Annotated in this window: 20 protein-coding genes; 6 read left to right on the plus strand and 14 right to left on the minus strand. The window is 46.4% G+C overall.

The genetic code is table 11. From position 1 onward, the window contains the following. Positions 1-114: 114 nt before the first annotated feature. Positions 115-1416: an ABC transporter substrate-binding protein gene (locus ACFQI7_RS01530; RefSeq protein ID WP_218096642.1), complete on the minus strand. Its 1302-nt coding sequence runs from the start codon at positions 1414-1416 to the stop codon at positions 115-117. Between the two features lie 317 nt (positions 1417-1733). Between ACFQI7_RS01530 and ACFQI7_RS01535 the strand changes: the two genes are divergently transcribed. From ACFQI7_RS01535 to ACFQI7_RS01555, 5 genes are all read left to right on the plus strand, one after another. Next, complete coding sequence (locus ACFQI7_RS01535; protein WP_218096643.1) at positions 1734-2012, plus strand: UxaA family hydrolase; 279 nt, start codon at positions 1734-1736, stop codon at positions 2010-2012. 2 nt (positions 2013-2014) lie between these two features. Further along, positions 2015-3169: a UxaA family hydrolase gene (locus ACFQI7_RS01540; protein WP_218096644.1), complete on the plus strand. Its 1155-nt coding sequence runs from the start codon at positions 2015-2017 to the stop codon at positions 3167-3169. A gap of 159 nt (positions 3170-3328) precedes the next feature. Continuing rightward, positions 3329-4081, plus strand: a complete 753-nt coding sequence (locus ACFQI7_RS01545) for a FadR/GntR family transcriptional regulator (protein WP_218096645.1) — start codon at positions 3329-3331, stop codon at positions 4079-4081. Positions 4082-4121: 40 nt separating this feature from the next. After that, positions 4122-5177, plus strand: a complete 1056-nt coding sequence (locus ACFQI7_RS01550; RefSeq protein WP_218096985.1) for a YeiH family protein — start codon at positions 4122-4124, stop codon at positions 5175-5177. Between the two features lie 380 nt (positions 5178-5557). Continuing rightward, complete coding sequence (locus tag ACFQI7_RS01555) at positions 5558-5875, plus strand: cyclic-phosphate processing receiver domain-containing protein (RefSeq protein ID WP_377516544.1); 318 nt, start codon at positions 5558-5560, stop codon at positions 5873-5875. A 239-nt stretch (positions 5876-6114) separates the two neighbouring features. On the opposite strand, the gene ACFQI7_RS01560 is transcribed toward ACFQI7_RS01555, so the two are convergent. From ACFQI7_RS01560 to ACFQI7_RS01570, 3 genes are all read right to left on the minus strand, one after another. Beyond that, positions 6115-6597 (minus strand): SRPBCC family protein, encoded by a 483-nt coding sequence (locus ACFQI7_RS01560; RefSeq protein ID WP_218096646.1) that lies wholly within the window; start codon positions 6595-6597, stop codon positions 6115-6117. A 34-nt stretch (positions 6598-6631) separates the two neighbouring features. Beyond that, positions 6632-6946, minus strand: coding sequence for an ArsR/SmtB family transcription factor (locus ACFQI7_RS01565; RefSeq protein ID WP_218096647.1), 315 nt, complete (start codon positions 6944-6946; stop codon positions 6632-6634). 62 nt (positions 6947-7008) lie between these two features. After that, positions 7009-8229 (minus strand): MFS transporter, encoded by a 1221-nt coding sequence (locus ACFQI7_RS01570; RefSeq protein ID WP_218096648.1) that lies wholly within the window; start codon positions 8227-8229, stop codon positions 7009-7011. 245 nt (positions 8230-8474) lie between these two features. Here ACFQI7_RS01570 and ACFQI7_RS01575 point away from each other — a divergent pair, with 245 nt between their 5' ends. Next, positions 8475-8630, plus strand: a complete 156-nt coding sequence (locus ACFQI7_RS01575; protein WP_218096649.1) for a hypothetical protein — start codon at positions 8475-8477, stop codon at positions 8628-8630. A gap of 231 nt (positions 8631-8861) precedes the next feature. Here the strand turns inward: ACFQI7_RS01575 and ACFQI7_RS01580 are convergent, their stop codons facing one another. From ACFQI7_RS01580 to ACFQI7_RS01625, 10 genes are all read right to left on the minus strand, one after another. After that, positions 8862-9368, minus strand: a complete 507-nt coding sequence (locus tag ACFQI7_RS01580; RefSeq protein ID WP_218096650.1) for a DUF2569 domain-containing protein — start codon at positions 9366-9368, stop codon at positions 8862-8864. Positions 9369-9386: 18 nt separating this feature from the next. After that, on the minus strand, positions 9387-9950 hold the full coding sequence (locus ACFQI7_RS01585) for a nucleoside/nucleotide kinase family protein (protein ID WP_377516545.1): 564 nt from the start codon (positions 9948-9950) through the stop codon (positions 9387-9389). Between the two features lie 74 nt (positions 9951-10024). After that, on the minus strand, positions 10025-10252 hold the full coding sequence (locus tag ACFQI7_RS01590; protein WP_218096652.1) for a GNAT family N-acetyltransferase: 228 nt from the start codon (positions 10250-10252) through the stop codon (positions 10025-10027). A gap of 682 nt (positions 10253-10934) precedes the next feature. Next, complete coding sequence (locus tag ACFQI7_RS01595) at positions 10935-11768, minus strand: GNAT family N-acetyltransferase (RefSeq protein WP_218096653.1); 834 nt, start codon at positions 11766-11768, stop codon at positions 10935-10937. A gap of 118 nt (positions 11769-11886) precedes the next feature. Then, positions 11887-12483: a TetR/AcrR family transcriptional regulator gene (locus tag ACFQI7_RS01600; protein ID WP_218096654.1), complete on the minus strand. Its 597-nt coding sequence runs from the start codon at positions 12481-12483 to the stop codon at positions 11887-11889. A gap of 136 nt (positions 12484-12619) precedes the next feature. Continuing rightward, positions 12620-12880 (minus strand): DUF2164 domain-containing protein, encoded by a 261-nt coding sequence (locus ACFQI7_RS01605; protein WP_218096655.1) that lies wholly within the window; start codon positions 12878-12880, stop codon positions 12620-12622. Positions 12881-12919: 39 nt separating this feature from the next. Further along, positions 12920-13288 carry an NUDIX domain-containing protein gene (locus ACFQI7_RS01610; RefSeq protein ID WP_230414580.1) on the minus strand — a complete coding sequence of 123 codons (369 nt, stop codon included), beginning with the start codon at positions 13286-13288 and terminating at the stop codon, positions 12920-12922. A gap of 228 nt (positions 13289-13516) precedes the next feature. After that, a complete protein-coding gene (locus ACFQI7_RS01615; RefSeq protein ID WP_218096987.1) occupies positions 13517-13945 on the minus strand; it encodes a DUF2269 family protein in 429 nt (142 codons plus the stop codon). A gap of 64 nt (positions 13946-14009) precedes the next feature. Beyond that, positions 14010-14273 (minus strand): hypothetical protein, encoded by a 264-nt coding sequence (locus tag ACFQI7_RS01620; RefSeq protein ID WP_218096656.1) that lies wholly within the window; start codon positions 14271-14273, stop codon positions 14010-14012. After that, on the minus strand, positions 14218-14433 hold the full coding sequence (locus ACFQI7_RS01625) for an NAD(P)H-dependent oxidoreductase (RefSeq protein WP_218096657.1): 216 nt from the start codon (positions 14431-14433) through the stop codon (positions 14218-14220). Before ACFQI7_RS01625 ends, ACFQI7_RS01620 begins: the two co-directional genes overlap by 56 nt. Positions 14434-14441: the final 8 nt, after the last annotated feature.

The raw sequence follows: 14441 nt of genomic DNA on the forward strand, positions 1-14441 counted from the left end.
CCTTGTTGAGCAACTCGATCATTGTTTTATCGCAAGCACCAATTTTTCGGGAACCATTCGGCACCTGCCATTGTTGTTCGAAGGTACAGCGCAGAACCCCTCCGAGCGTTCCATTCATTTGTTCTTTTCTTGCTGTTCGATTTTCTGATTCAATTTCTCTTCCGCCTGTCTCAATGCGGTATTCACGTCTTTTCCGTTCGTTACCACATCTTTCAACGCGTCGTTGATGGCGTTCATGCCAGTGACATCGTACTTCGTAGGAGTGAACGATTTGGCCGGTATCGTTTTGTAAATGGCTTGCATATTTTTCCCTTTAATGAAGTCCAGATTGGCCCCGAAGGCATCCCTGATTTTCTTGTCTTTCAAAATGCTGAGCCGTCCTTGCTTGATCAGATCCGTCTGTACTTCGTCGGAAACGACCGTGGAAATGACCATGAAGGCGGCGTCCTTATTTTTGCTCGTGTTTGTAATCATCATCAAGTGCTCATCATTCCGAAAACCGATACCCGGCGCTTCCGGCCAAGTCGGATACGAAACCATATCCCAGTTCAAATCCGGATTGAGGTGTAAATTTCCGTCAAACAAAATATTGTTCGTCGTCAGCATCGCTAGCGTCCGATCTTTTACGAATAAACTGTTGGCATCTTTGTGGAACGTAATCTGCTGGTTGCCCGGAATTTGATGGATCTTTACCATAAATTCCAATACTCTTTTCCATGGATCCGTATTGATCAGCGCTTTGTGTGTCTTAGGGTCCACATAAGGCAGGGAAAGCTGAGATGCCGGTCTTTCCGTCACGTTGGGCTCCAGTCCGCGAAACTGAACATTGTCCTCTTTGCGCGTTACCTTTTTGGCCAACTCATACACTTGATCCCACGTCATGCCATCCTTGGGGTAAGAAACGCCCAACTTATCGAATATGTCTTTGTTGTAATACAAGGCGGGAAAATGTCGGGTATAAGGGATTCCGACAAGATCGTCCCGCTGTGCGGCCGCCTTGATCGCGTCAAGCGCCTCCGGTTCAAACTTGCTTAAATCCATTTTATGTTTTTGGATCAGCTCGCTTAAAGAGTACGTGAGTTCCATGTCAAAATATTCCTGCATTCCGCCGAGGTTGTGGTGAATGACGATGTCGGGCGTTTTTCCGGCCGAGACCAGCTCGGTCAAGCTGCTTCCCTTCTCAAACGTCACTTGTTGAACCGTGATCCACGGGTATTTCTTTTTTACCGGCTCCGTGATGTAGCGGTTAATTTCTTCGACCTTCAAGAAAGAATTCGGTATGCCGACGGTTACGGTGACCGGGTCATGCTTCTCCACTTGTTCTCCCGCGTCCGCTCCCTTCGTTCCGCCCGAACATCCGTTTAATGCAAGAACCGCCAGGAGCGAAAGCACGCCAACATTGAACCTTTTGTTCATCGTTCAACCCCCTTTTGTTTTACGAGCCTTAACGATCATTAAACCTTGCTTTACGAACTTAACGCGCCTTGAACCATTTCATCTCCATGGAATTATGATTTGGAATGCTAGTAGTTCAATGGGCTCAGCTCCTCTCGGAAAGGAAAATCACAAATATAATAACATCATGATCTATTATCGACAATAGCTTTGGCTCACATTTTTTTAAATATTTTATTTGGAAAATTATTGTTGTCAAAATTCATCATGATGTTTTATAATCAGGTCAAATTGGTAATACCACTTACCAATAAACTGCACAAAAGGAGGCTCTTGCGATGCACAAGTTTTTGATTCACAAGAAGGGAGACCATGTCGGGGTCGCTACCAGAGATATCGAAATCGGTGAAAAAGTGATCGGCGTCTACATGGATGACGACTCGATCATTGAAGTGACGGCCAATCGCGCCATCCCGCTCGGCCACAAAATTGCAATTGCCGGTCTGGAACCGAACGGTTCCGTTCTGGAGTACGGCCTGCCGATCGGCTATGCGCCGGACGGGATTCAAATCGGAGACTATGTTCACACGCACAATATTAAAACATTGAGGTGGTAACGATGAAACAACTTTACGGGTATCGCCGGGAAAACGGTAAAGTCGGCATCCGCAATCATGTGATCATTCTTTCGGTGGACGATATTTCCAATGCGGCATGCGAGGCGGTTGCCCGCAATATACATGGGGTTATGGCACTCCCCCACGCATACGGCCGCCTTCAATACGGCAAAGATCTCGAGCTGCACTTTCGCACCATGATCGGCACCGGCTCCAACCCGAACGTTGCAGCGTGCATCATTATCGGAATTGAGCCCAACTGGACGAAAATCATTGCCGACGGTATTGCTCAGACCGGCAAGCCGGTGGCGTCTTTTTCCATCGAAGGCACGGGCGATCTCGAAATTATTCGTCAAGCTTCCTGGAAAGCGAAGGAATTCGTGCAATGGGCGTCCGAGCTGCAGCGCGAGCCGATTGAATTTAAGGAGCTTACGGTCAGCATCAAATGCGGGGAATCCGACACGACGACCGGCCTCGGCTCCTGCCCGACCGTAGCGCAAGCGGTCGACCGGCTCGTCGATGCGGGCGCTACCGTCTTTTTCGGCGAAACGTCCGAGCTTACCGGCGGCGAACATCTGATCGCCGACCGCTGCATCAACCCGGATGTGCGGCAGAAATTTATGGGCATGTACGATGACTACATCAGCGAAATCAAATCGCAAGGCGTCGATCTGCTTGGTTCCCAGCCGACGCAAGGCAACATCGCCGGCGGTTTGTCGACTATCGAGGAGAAAGCGCTCGGAAACATCGAAAAGACGGGTACCAAGCCGGTGATCGGTGCGTTAGAGCCTGCCGAGGCGCCGCAAAACGGGCCGGGTCTCTATTTTATGGACACCTCGTCCGCAGCTGCGGAATGCATTACGCTCATGGCTGCCGGAGGAGCCGTGCTCCACTTCTTCCCTACCGGACAAGGTAATATTATTGGCAATCCGATCGAGCCGGTCATTAAAATCAGCGCGAATCCGAAGACGGTAAGTGCCATGAGCGAGCATATCGACGTCGACTGCAGCGGACTGCTCTCGCGCGAAATCAATCTTGCGCAAGCCGGAGACATGCTGATGGACTACCTGTGCCGTGTCGTAAACGGACGACTGACGTCCGCTGAAGCGCTGGGTCACAAAGAGTTTGTCATGACGAAATTGTATCGCAGCGCATAATGTTAATGTTCTTCGGGCGGTCCTATGCTATCATCAGTAGTTGGATGCCGTTATTGCGCATCCGACTATTGGATGGAAGCCGGTCCCCTCTTCTGCCAGCCGAATGCGATGGCAAGCGCGGGGAATGTCGGGCAATGTCGGAAGGTAGGAATCGTAACCATGTTTAAGTCCGTCAACGAAGAACGCAAAACATTTTCCCGCAAAGTGGTCGATCGGATTCGGGAACTTATTGTCTCCGAGCAGCTTAAACCGGGCGACAAGCTTCCGTCCGAGCGCGAGCTCGCAGATCTGATGAATGTCAGCCGGCCGACGATCCGGGAAGCTCTCAAAATCTTATCCGCAACGGGCTTTATCCATATTCGGCAAGGCAACGGCGTCTTTGTCGCCGAGCAAAGCGACCGTTTGGACAATTTGGCGGCATTGTTATTTTTGCAAACCGATACGATTTACGAGCTGTTTGACGTCCGTAAAATGATCGAAACGGAAAGCGCCGCAAAAGCGGCCGTTAAGGGGACTTCCGCCTATCTGGAACAGATCTGCTTCATGACGCAAGACGGTTACGACAAAGCCGTTGTCCGTCAGTCATTTGCAACTGCGGAGGAGCGCGAATCGTTCCTGTCCGACTCGGATCAACAGTTTCATCTGATGATTGCGGAAGCGGCCGGCAACGAAGTGGTCATTCGGATCATGAACCATCTGATCGATCTACTCCGTCAGAGCCGGATGCAATCGATGAAAATTCCCGGCCGGGTCGAGCAATCGCTGAAGGAACACATGCTTATCGCAGAGGCATTAAAGGACAGGAACGCCGAGCTTGCCCGTACGCGGATGTTCGACCATCTTACGAGCGTCGAGAAAGCTTTATTACTTGATATTCAACGTTCCGGAAATTTTGAAGCGGCTGACAAGTGAGGCTTCGGAAAGAAGGAACAAAATAAACGCTAGCCGGGAGATGTTTGAGTTGCACAATATTCCGTCAGGATCGATTACGGTGCCGAAGATGAACGATGCTCCTCAAGGATGGAAGCTGCTCCCCAAGGGAATCATCTTGACCGTCACGCTCGCCGTTTTGGCCGGCCGAATTGCTCAATTACCGTTGTTCTCCATTATGGGGATTATGATCATTTCCATCATGCTCGGCGTCGTTTGGAAATCCGTCATGGATTTGCCCAAGGATGCGGCGCCCGGCATTACATTCAGCAGCAAATTTCTGCTTCGGGCCGGAATCATACTGATGGGGATACGGCTGAATCTGACGCAAATTGCGGATGCCGGGCTGAAGGTTGTTCTGGTGGATGTCATCGTTATTGTCTTTACATTGGCTTTTATGATTTTTCTGGGGAAGCGCTTGTCGGTGGACCGAACACTAGCCGCACTGGTCGCCGTTGGAAGTGCAATATGCGGAGCAGCCGCCATCGTTGCCGTAGCACCGTTGATCGGAGCCAAAAAAGAGCAGACCGCCCTCTCGGTCGCTTGCATTGCCATCCTGGGAACGATCGGGGCGATCGCTTACATTTTCCTGTATCCATACATGCTTCTGGATCCTTATACGTACGGCGTATTGGCCGGGGCTACGCTGCATGAACTGGCACATGTCATAGCGGCAGGCTCCCCCGCCGGCGATGTCGGCAGCTCAACCGCCATACTGGTTAAGCTCGGACGAGTCGCCCTTCTGATCCCAGTCTCCCTGATCCTCGGTTATTTGTATCGAAGCGCAAATGCCGATGGGGACGGTATCAAGCGATGGAATAAATTTCCGGTGCCTTGGTTTATTTTTGGTTTTCTTGCCATGAGTTTAGTCAACACTACCGGGGTGCTGCCTTCTTTCGCCGTGAAGCTTTTTACCGATCTCAGTGTATTTTTGCTATCCGTGGCGATGGCCGGGCTCGGATTAACGATCAGTCTCGGCGATTTCAAAAAAATCGGCAAAAATACGGTTATTGTAGCCGTCGTTGGATTTATTGCATTGGCGGGATTAGGTCAATTGCTTATTTTCTTACTATACTAGTCCTGCATCGATGTGCGGACCAAGGCAGGAGCTGAAATCGTTCGAAACGACGAGTTCGGCTCTTTTCTTTGTTTCAATGCATTCCGTCGCCGAATAAAGCATCTTTGTCCTGTTCAAATTGCTTCCAGAAGCAATATATCGAGATGCAAATAAGTACGCTGCATACAATCTCTTTCAGCAAAAGCATCGTATCCCAGCCCTTCTTTTTAATTCCTATGGGAATAGTATTCATTAAAACGGTGATTATGTCAATGCATTTGCGAAATCTTTAAGCACTCGAAGCCGATCTGCCGAACTGGACATACATACAGACAATCAATTGTGTCCAAGAATTATTTACTGTCTCTTCATAAAGTAAACCGAGAAGAGGCGATAAAATAATGATTAATGTTTACTTAGACGATGTACGTCCATGTCCGAAGGGCTTTAAAATAGCAAGATCTGTTGAATCATGTATTAAATTAATAAGTTCGGCAAAAGTCGATACACTCTCGCTTGATCATGATTTGGGTTTTGGGAAACCAAGTGGATATGAAATCGTTAAATTCATGGTTACCAATAAAATATATGCAAAGAAAATTATTATCCATAGCGCAAACCCATTTGGTCGATTGAGGATGTTCAGGATGTTACAAATGCATAAGCCGGCTCATGTTGAACTTTTCATACGGCCTGAACCATTGTTTATTATCCTATGAAAGATACGTTTTATCATCATTTTGAATGATCAACCGATTCTATAAGTCTCAAAGCCTTCGTATCGACCATGTCTGTAAAAGAAACGCTTTCCGAACCCGTAAGTTCGCGAAACGCACAGAAGGGCTGCCGACTTCGGTCGGTAGCCCTTCTGCGTCTGATAAGTATTATAATGATCGGTGCCTAGTAGCTTTAGGACATTTGGAAGTAAGCATTGCGGATTCATGTTACAGTGGTATCATTAGCTTTTCGCAAGTTCCCCGGTAGCTTGTATATACTTTTCGTGCCATTTACTCCATTCGCTTTTCCGCCATTCGATTGTTTTTCCATCCATCAATGCGCTGACGACCTCCAAGCATACATGCCAGCCGGCAAGATCTTTGGAAGTATGATCGGTAATTTTGTTGATCTTCTCGATAAGGATGAGCCGGCACCCGTCGGATTCCGGATAAAGCTCGAACCGGACGCGGCCTTCTCCCCATGTATACTCCAATACGGAGTGCGGCTTGAGCTCGATGATCGCAAGTTCCTCGAATGTACCATCCTGCATATCGAACTTAATTACGCCTCCTTCCCGGAGATCATCGACCTTTAACTCAGAGAACCATTTGGCCAACTTATCGTTCTCTGTCAAATAAGACCAAACTTTCTCGACGGGGTGCTTCAGATGGCGCTCGAAACGGGCCGAATATCCGTCTGGGGTTGGTTGTATTACAGCTAACATATGATTCTCCTCCGTTCAAGTGGTCTGGATTGTACTACTGCTCCTCTTCGTCAAGCTGCTTTTCCAAATCATCCAGTTTATTCGTCCAATATTGCCGATACGGTTCAAACCAATCGTGAATTCCTTGCAAAGGCTCTGCGTTTAAGCGATACAAATGCTGCTGTGCATCTTTCCTTACTGTTACAAGCTCCGCTTGCCGCAAAATGCGCAAATGCTTCGATATCCCCGGCTGACTAAGCGACAACAAAGCAACAAGCTCCCCGACAGAGCGTTCACGAGCACGCAAATAATCAAGGATCTTCCTACGATTCGGTTCAGCCAATATTTCAAACAGTTTATCTTCGTTCATGCAATTATATTACCCTTCAGTTATATTTCCGTCAAGTTATATAATTATGTACAACCCCGGGCTTACTGCTTCTCGGATAAAGACCGTAATCGCCTGAGCGATGGAAATAAATACATCCATAATCCGGCCACGACGATCGTACCGACACCGCCAATGAAAGCAGCCCGAGACGCTCCAACAAATCCGGCCAGCGTACCCGATTCGAACTCGCCCAATTGATTGGAAGTCCCGATAAACAGTGAATTCACAGCGTTCACGCGTCCGCGCATTTCATCCGGTGTTTGCATTTGCACAAGGGTTGACCGGATCACAACACTGACTACATCCGACGCCCCGACGAGCAGCAATGCAATAAGCGATACGATCAGGTTCGTGGACACGGCGAAGATCATCGTCGCTATGCCAAATACGCCGAGCGCCCCGAAGAGCGTAGGTCCAAAAGCTCTTTTTAACGGATAATACGCAAAAATAATCGTCATCATCAATGCACCGACGGCCGGCGCCGTCCGCATGAACCCTAGCCCCCATGGACCGGTATGCAAAATATCTTGCGCAAAAATGGGCAATAGCGCCGTCGCTCCGCCAAGCAGAACAGCGAAAAGATCTAGCGAAATCGTCCCTAAAATGACCGGATTGCGGTAAACAAAGACGAGACCTGAAAACAGGGAACGCAGGGATACCGGTTCCAGCTTTCGTACGCTCTGCTCCATGCGAATGAAGATACTGAGCGTGGCCGCGACCAGCAGCGCAACCGTTGCTGTAACGTATACGAACCCGGCGCCTAACGAAAAAAGCAGCCCGCCCAGGGCAGGACCTAATATTTGGGCGGTTTGTCCAGCCGAAGTACTCCATGAAATGGCTTGCTGAAGGATCGCCTTTGGCACCAATTGCGGTAATAGCGCAGAGGAAGAAGGGCCTTCGAATGCACGGCAAGCCCCGATAATCGCCGCAGCCAGCAGTATTTGTTCACGACCAAGCCAGCCGGCCAAATTGCCTAACAGCAAAATAGCAGCGACCAAGCCCTCAATGAGTTGACACAAAAAAACAATCTTCCGGCGGTCGAAGCGATCCGCAACATGGCCGACAACTAACGTAAGCAGCACCATCGGCGCAAACTGGGCGAGACCCACGAGACCCAGACTGAACGCATCGCGGGTCAAATCGTACATTTGCCAGCCGATCGCAACGGAGAGCATCTGGAATGAGGTGGAAGACAATATTCGCGAGGTCCAAAATTTCGCGAAAGACGGCTGCCTGAGCATAGAATCCGATGATAGCAGCAAAATACAGCTCACGTCCTTTGGTGTAGATTAGCAACATATGCACATAATTCGGGCTAGCCGGCACAAAAGCAAGGTACATTATACCATTTTAACGCGGCATTGAGTTAAATTGTTTTCAAATGCTTAATACTCATTTTTCAATGTTCGAGCATAATCGTTCTAATTTCGAGAACAGTTCGTTGTAAATCTCAAGATCTACTAAGTATAATAATAGATATTACTAGTTATTGGTTGGGAGTTTATTCATGGATCGTTCTGCATTCCAATCCGTCGTCATCCCCCGTACGCAAAAAAGAATCATGCTGTTCCAAGGCAATCATTTGAGAAAATTGCTGAAGGACAATAAGACCATACGGCTATTGCTCACGGCAGGAGAGCTCGAGAAATCGCATGAAAGTTAGGTCAATATGAAGGCCAAGGCTCTTGCAGGCCGGCTGTCTGAGATAGGAAATGAGCATCTGTCTGTTGAGTATCGAGAGTATGAGCATGAAAACCATATTTCCGTACTGCCTGTATTGATCAGTCAGGCCATCCGTTTCGCCATGCAAAAACCCCTATGAGTTCTACTCATTAGGGGTTCGGCGTACACCTATTGATTTCAACCATAATAACGACCATCCAAACGGCAGCTATTATCTTACAAAAGTATTTTTCACTCGCTCAGACTTAACGAAATACGGTATCCAGATTAAACAAGTAACGATTGATCTAAAGATATCTTTTAATTGGCCTGCATCTTGCATTTCACTAGCCATAGGAATTTGAAGTACAAGCAAATAGTCAATGATTCCAACAACAAGAGAAGTACTATAATAAATGATCATTAACTTGGGTAGTATCAATTTCTTTTGATAAAGATTTATAAGGATAATGATAGTATATAGAAAAAATAATACATTAAACGCTAATTCAAATATAATCAATGCTCCCCACAACGGATGATACAATTCGGAGGTTTTCGAAGTTACATTTTTCCATATCTCGGGACTTACGGACGGGATGGAATAATTATAAATTTGAACAAGCAACAACAATAAACTACCATATATACCTATTTGAACTAATACCATCCATCCGCCAAGTCCTACAACGCCTAGCGGGCGTTCTTGAATGTTCTGCTCAGCTAAATTATTTTCCATTTGGGCACTTCCCTCTTATTATGGTTTACACTTGCTTTTTATTTCCTCTGATATCGTATTTACAATGGCATCAAGCGGTAAAGAACCATCAATAACGAAGTCTGAATTAGGCTTAGTCGTTCTTAACATATCTAAGTATGCAAACCTTCCTCGAGCTAAGTAATGCTTCATATGGTTTCTAATATTCTCACTAGAACTGTCGGTATAATCTCTCAGGATCCGCCTTGCCATAGCCATATCTAACGGAGTATCGATAAAGATTGTGAAGTCGATAAATTTTTTCATTCCTTCATGCAAATAGCCAAATGGATAGTCAACGATGATGTAGTCCAGTGACGGTTCATGGCGTGAAAGCAAAAACTGTAAATCGTTAATTAACGGCGACAAATTCCACACACTGGTATCTGACCCTTGCTCAACCCACTCACATATATCATCGGGCTCACCCTCAAATTCATACGCATCAAAATATAGAGCTTTCGAATGGCTTAATGTCTCTGCTAAGCGTTTCGTTACCGTTGTCTTTCCGCCACCTGAGACGGCGGCAATGGTTATTACAAATGGTTTTTGGTGGAGTCCCATAAGATCCTCCCTTTATCATGGTTTATCCAAGATCATATGTCGTCCATCCTTTTTCTAGTAGCTTGAATTGTATGCTATAGATTCTTGGACATCTCAATCGCTCCACTACCCCATATTTCGCTGTATCGTTTACTAACGATAAATCCGTGTTTCTCATAAAACTTGACGGTATGTTCATATAGCGGCTTTACTTCAGGCGGGACTGTTAATAATGACACCCGTTTAAATCCTATTTCGGTTACATGTCTAATCAAATAATTTATTAATTGCGATCCTAGACCCTGACCTCTTTTAATCAGCATCTAGAATTCTTCCTTCATGTGTATACAAATTAGCTGGTGGTGCTTGATGTTGTCCAACTGATACGACATTCTGACCAGCGGACAAGCTGAGGATACGTCCCAGCTCGTAAAATAAATATACCATTACCTACAAATATTGGTAATGGTAATATTCGTTCAGCAGCAAATCGCAAGTATGGACCTTGCTATACTTTACTCCTCACCCAATATATACAACGGCTCCGTCCCGCTGCAGCATCTTGGGCAACTCCGACTGCAGAATATCAATGCGGCTCGCCAATTTTTCCATTCGATCACCTCCGGATTGGCTAGAGGCCCACTGCTTGGTACGAATGGTCCAAATCGTATTCAGATACGTCACCTCCTATGAATCTGGCCCCGTGCAGAAGCGACGTTCTCTTGATAGTCAACGCGACAGATGGTTTTAGCTGCTCCGATCTCCCCAGATCATGTTCGTTATCGTGAACATAAGTGATAATTTACCTTACCATATTCTTCGACCGACAGGAATATTTTGGGTCTTTCGGTTGAAATACCTTGATCCGGAAGCTCAAACAAATTATACCCATGAAAAAAAACCGTCCAGCCCTCCCGAACGGTTTATGGTAATTATGATTCGAATGCTGCATTGATCCGTTCGATGACACCGTTGTTTAACCGCAGCGATATGAGTTACTTCGATTTACTCGTCTTCTGAATCAACGTTGATTTGAAAGACGTCATATTCTCGCTCCTTTTTAAATCCAATCGACTCGGCTACATGGATGGAGCCCTTATTATGATCATCGCAATTCCAGTGCGGAATCTTACCGTCATCGAGACAGCGACGGGCACATGCTGAAGCTGCAGCTTTGGCATAGCCCTTTCTTCGATACGCTTCATCGGTCATCAATCCAAGTTCATGATGCTTTGAGTCTACAAATAACGACAAGCACCAACTGGCAATTGTATTCCCCTCTACGATGCAGTAACCGATTCCTTTCTCCAAAAATCGTTCCTTCGATGGCCAAGCCACATGGATCCATTGCATAACTTGGTCTACATTGTTTATCGATGGATCGTTTAACAGCGAACCGTCAATGAGCCTCAATGAAGCATTCTCGTTCAGCGATTGTTTTGGCGACACATTGCTTGTCGAATCCATCGTATAGAAGCGCTTCTTCACCGTGCTTAATTTTTGCTTGCTCGCAATCACGAGCTGGATAGCTTGCTTCCATTGTTTGGATTCATAATACATATTCATGTATGGTACTCGTCTTCCCTTCATTGCGGAAATCGTTTCCCGCTCCAGCATATCCCCGAACGTTCTATTGAAATCTTCGTTCCCCGGATCGCCTGCAAACAGCATTTCAAAGTCGATTCCGTTCATGACCGCAGACTTCGGTTCCTCAACATGATCGACGTAAATCGTTCCGATCGTATTGCCGGCCATTATTGATTTCGAAATGAGCTGATGCGTGAACGGTTCAAAGAGCGGCCTTACATTTTCGTATTGATGCTTGGGCAACAAGTACATCGAATATCTTCCTCTCCACTGTCAATTATTATCCGGCAGGAACGGTTCAATTGAATTAGTAAACCGACTGTTCGGTCTATTAATGTTTGAAAATATAACCCCTACCGCAATTCAGGGGTTACTGTCTGGAAATCCCGTGAAGGAACACATCGATCGCTTGCTCGTAGAGGAAATAAAACCTTTCTTCGCTATATCCGAAAAATTGCGTAATACTCAATCCCGTAAGTGTACCATACAGAATGTAGGATAAGTCCTCTACATTTTTACTGCTTTCAAACTCTTGCTTACGTATGCCCTCTTCGATGAGTTGATGAAAGACGTCGTACTCAGGCTGAATGAGACGAATGATTTTCTCCTTCATCATATGTTCAATCTTCTCCGAGGCTATATATTCGGGAACGATTTTCGACAGCGGATTTTGCATATCCGTAGCATAGTAGCGCGCAAGCAAATACAGCTTTTCTCGCACTGTCGCTACCTTATTCGCTTGTTCCTCCCATAAGCTCCGCCATGCTTTGGAGGATTCCTCAACCGCATACAAGAACAACTCTTCCTTGCTCTTAAAATGGTAGTAGATGCTGCCTTTGCTGGTCTGGGTACATTCTCGAATTTCTTCCATTGAAGTGGCCGCGTACCCTTTTTGTTCGAAAAGAACTTTCGCTCTTTCCGCAATGAGCTTTTTCGTTTTTTCACCTTGACCCACAGGTCTTGCCATTTGATCTGCTCCGTTGTTCGAAATGATAATTTAAATATACTGACCGGTCGGTTTATTAATTATAACCGATCATTATTTTGCTTGCAATCGTCCGTCGCGATATAGCTTGCACAATGCATCATGTTGGAAGGCAGCGCTATCTTCTGCGATTTTGAATCGGCTTTTCAAACATATATAGCTCGTCATCCATCTGATTCATTTTTTCATTTACTAACGCCCGAGCGTCACTTATTGCCTTGTTGTAGATGTACGGTCCAAGCTCCTTCATCATAAAATCAATGATCTGTTCCGCCCCTAAATCACCGATCGTTTCGGATCGTTCTTCTTCAAAATAATTCTTTACGCTGTTAATTATTTGTTCCTTCTCTTCTTTTGGCAGCTTAATCGAAATCGTCATGTTTCCGTCCCCTTCTTGGATTAAAATTGGTGAAAAAAATCAAGTTCTTAATAGTGTCGTGACTCCCTTTTTCAAGTCTTCGAACACCGGTCTTTGTACCGTACTGATCTCCTCGATATTGATTTCCTCAATAAATTTAAATTCCAGCTTTAACGATTCCCGGCTTTCATCAACATAAATAAGCGTTTTATTGTCCGCCGCAAGCTTTCCCGTTAAGTCTGCCTCAGCATGAAAAATGAACATAACAAATACGACTTCGTTTCCATCCGGGTACTTGTACTTCATTCGTGAGCCGCTGTACACCGTATATAGCTCTTTTTGCTTCACTTCCAACCCGGTTTCCTCGTACACTTCCCGAATCATAGTCTCCTCGATCGACTCGCCTGCATGCATTCCGCCGCCGGGCAATCCCCACCTAGACTCTCAAGTTTTGGATTGTTTAGAGCACTCCTCTTCAATTTTCCGATCAGCTGACAGTTTAGTTTAACATAGCCAAAAATTAAAAACATCAAGTTCAACTAAACCTGATGTTTCAATACACCGTAATTCTATAATTTTTTTAATATATCAAAAAAGTTTCCTCTTTCATAACCCTTTCATGTGATCCAGATATTTAGCCCGAGTACCCGTGTCAGGTTAGAACGGCTTGAACACCATTAGTATAAGCGAGAGGAAAACGGCAAAATTCGCAATGCCTTCCAACCTCGCGGACCGCTTGCGGCTCTGCCGGTACGAGTCGGGCAGCGCATCGCCATACGTCTGCTGCTGCAGCAGCGCTAGCTGGTGCTTGATGCCTGCAGGAAGGAAGACGGCGAGGATGATCAGAATGAGGAAGAATATCGCAATCGAGGCCACATACCACAGCTCCCGAAACAGGCTCGTATTCATCAAGCCGAGCGCCAGCCCGCTCAACAGCAGTAGCGAGCCGCCGATCTTCGGCAAAATGGCCAATTTGTTCTGCATTGCTAACCCAAACTTGGCCTGCTCTGCGGTACGCACGCCACTCATGATCAATGGAGAACCGACGATGGAGCTAATCGCAATTACGGCGGAGATGATGTGGATGAATTACAAAGTAATATACAAATTCATGGTTACGCCCCCTTCTGATTTTGAGAATGCCTGACCTTTAATTATGAATAGATCCGCTCTTAGGGAAGTCCAGCTTTTCGGCAAGTCCGGCGACCTGCCGAAGCATCGATTCCCGTGCAACTTCATCTGCCGTATTCACCAAATAAAGGAATACATGGTCTACGACATCGATGCCGACATCCAGAATGCCTTCTTTGACGATCAGCTTCATCGCCTGCTCCAACCTTCGGGAAGCCAGGTTGCGCTCACTCCGTCCCGCCGTTTGGATGACGAGGCGCCTCTCCTCCTTGGAATGAGCCAAGCAGCTCTTGCCCCGTAAGCGTCGGATCGAAGGCGGATTCGTACAGATCGGAATGCTGCACTAGATGTCCAGCTTTCGTATGGCTGTCGACCAGTACGCTGCGGACAGCAGCGTTGAAACTATATGGATTTGGGTGTGCGTTAACGATGAAAACATTCATGTTCATAA

This window comes from Paenibacillus allorhizosphaerae, assembly GCF_042659105.1.
Taxonomy (GTDB): domain Bacteria; phylum Bacillota; class Bacilli; order Paenibacillales; family NBRC-103111; genus Paenibacillus_G; species Paenibacillus_G allorhizosphaerae.

What these genes read in the sequence shown, in the direction of transcription:
- ACFQI7_RS01530 (WP_218096642.1), bottom strand. Translation starts at nt 1,416, where the DNA reads ATGAACAAAAGGTTCAATGTTGGCGTGCTTTCGCTCCTGGCGGTTCTT.
- ACFQI7_RS01535 (WP_218096643.1), top strand. Translation starts at nt 1,734, where the DNA reads ATGCACAAGTTTTTGATTCACAAGAAGGGAGACCATGTCGGGGTCGCT.
- ACFQI7_RS01540 (WP_218096644.1), top strand. Translation starts at nt 2,015, where the DNA reads ATGAAACAACTTTACGGGTATCGCCGGGAAAACGGTAAAGTCGGCATC.
- ACFQI7_RS01545 (WP_218096645.1), top strand. Translation starts at nt 3,329, where the DNA reads ATGTTTAAGTCCGTCAACGAAGAACGCAAAACATTTTCCCGCAAAGTG.
- ACFQI7_RS01550 (WP_218096985.1), top strand. Translation starts at nt 4,122, where the DNA reads ATGTTTGAGTTGCACAATATTCCGTCAGGATCGATTACGGTGCCGAAG.
- ACFQI7_RS01555 (WP_377516544.1), top strand. Translation starts at nt 5,558, where the DNA reads ATGATTAATGTTTACTTAGACGATGTACGTCCATGTCCGAAGGGCTTT.
- ACFQI7_RS01560 (WP_218096646.1), bottom strand. Translation starts at nt 6,597, where the DNA reads ATGTTAGCTGTAATACAACCAACCCCAGACGGATATTCGGCCCGTTTC.
- ACFQI7_RS01565 (WP_218096647.1), bottom strand. Translation starts at nt 6,946, where the DNA reads ATGAACGAAGATAAACTGTTTGAAATATTGGCTGAACCGAATCGTAGG.
- ACFQI7_RS01575 (WP_218096649.1), top strand. Translation starts at nt 8,475, where the DNA reads ATGGATCGTTCTGCATTCCAATCCGTCGTCATCCCCCGTACGCAAAAA.
- ACFQI7_RS01580 (WP_218096650.1), bottom strand. Translation starts at nt 9,368, where the DNA reads ATGGAAAATAATTTAGCTGAGCAGAACATTCAAGAACGCCCGCTAGGC.
- ACFQI7_RS01585 (WP_377516545.1), bottom strand. Translation starts at nt 9,950, where the DNA reads ATGGGACTCCACCAAAAACCATTTGTAATAACCATTGCCGCCGTCTCA.
- ACFQI7_RS01590 (WP_218096652.1), bottom strand. Translation starts at nt 10,252, where the DNA reads ATGCTGATTAAAAGAGGTCAGGGTCTAGGATCGCAATTAATAAATTAT.
- ACFQI7_RS01595 (WP_218096653.1), bottom strand. Translation starts at nt 11,768, where the DNA reads ATGTACTTGTTGCCCAAGCATCAATACGAAAATGTAAGGCCGCTCTTT.
- ACFQI7_RS01600 (WP_218096654.1), bottom strand. Translation starts at nt 12,483, where the DNA reads ATGGCAAGACCTGTGGGTCAAGGTGAAAAAACGAAAAAGCTCATTGCG.
- ACFQI7_RS01605 (WP_218096655.1), bottom strand. Translation starts at nt 12,880, where the DNA reads ATGACGATTTCGATTAAGCTGCCAAAAGAAGAGAAGGAACAAATAATT.
- ACFQI7_RS01625 (WP_218096657.1), bottom strand. Translation starts at nt 14,433, where the DNA reads ATGAATGTTTTCATCGTTAACGCACACCCAAATCCATATAGTTTCAAC.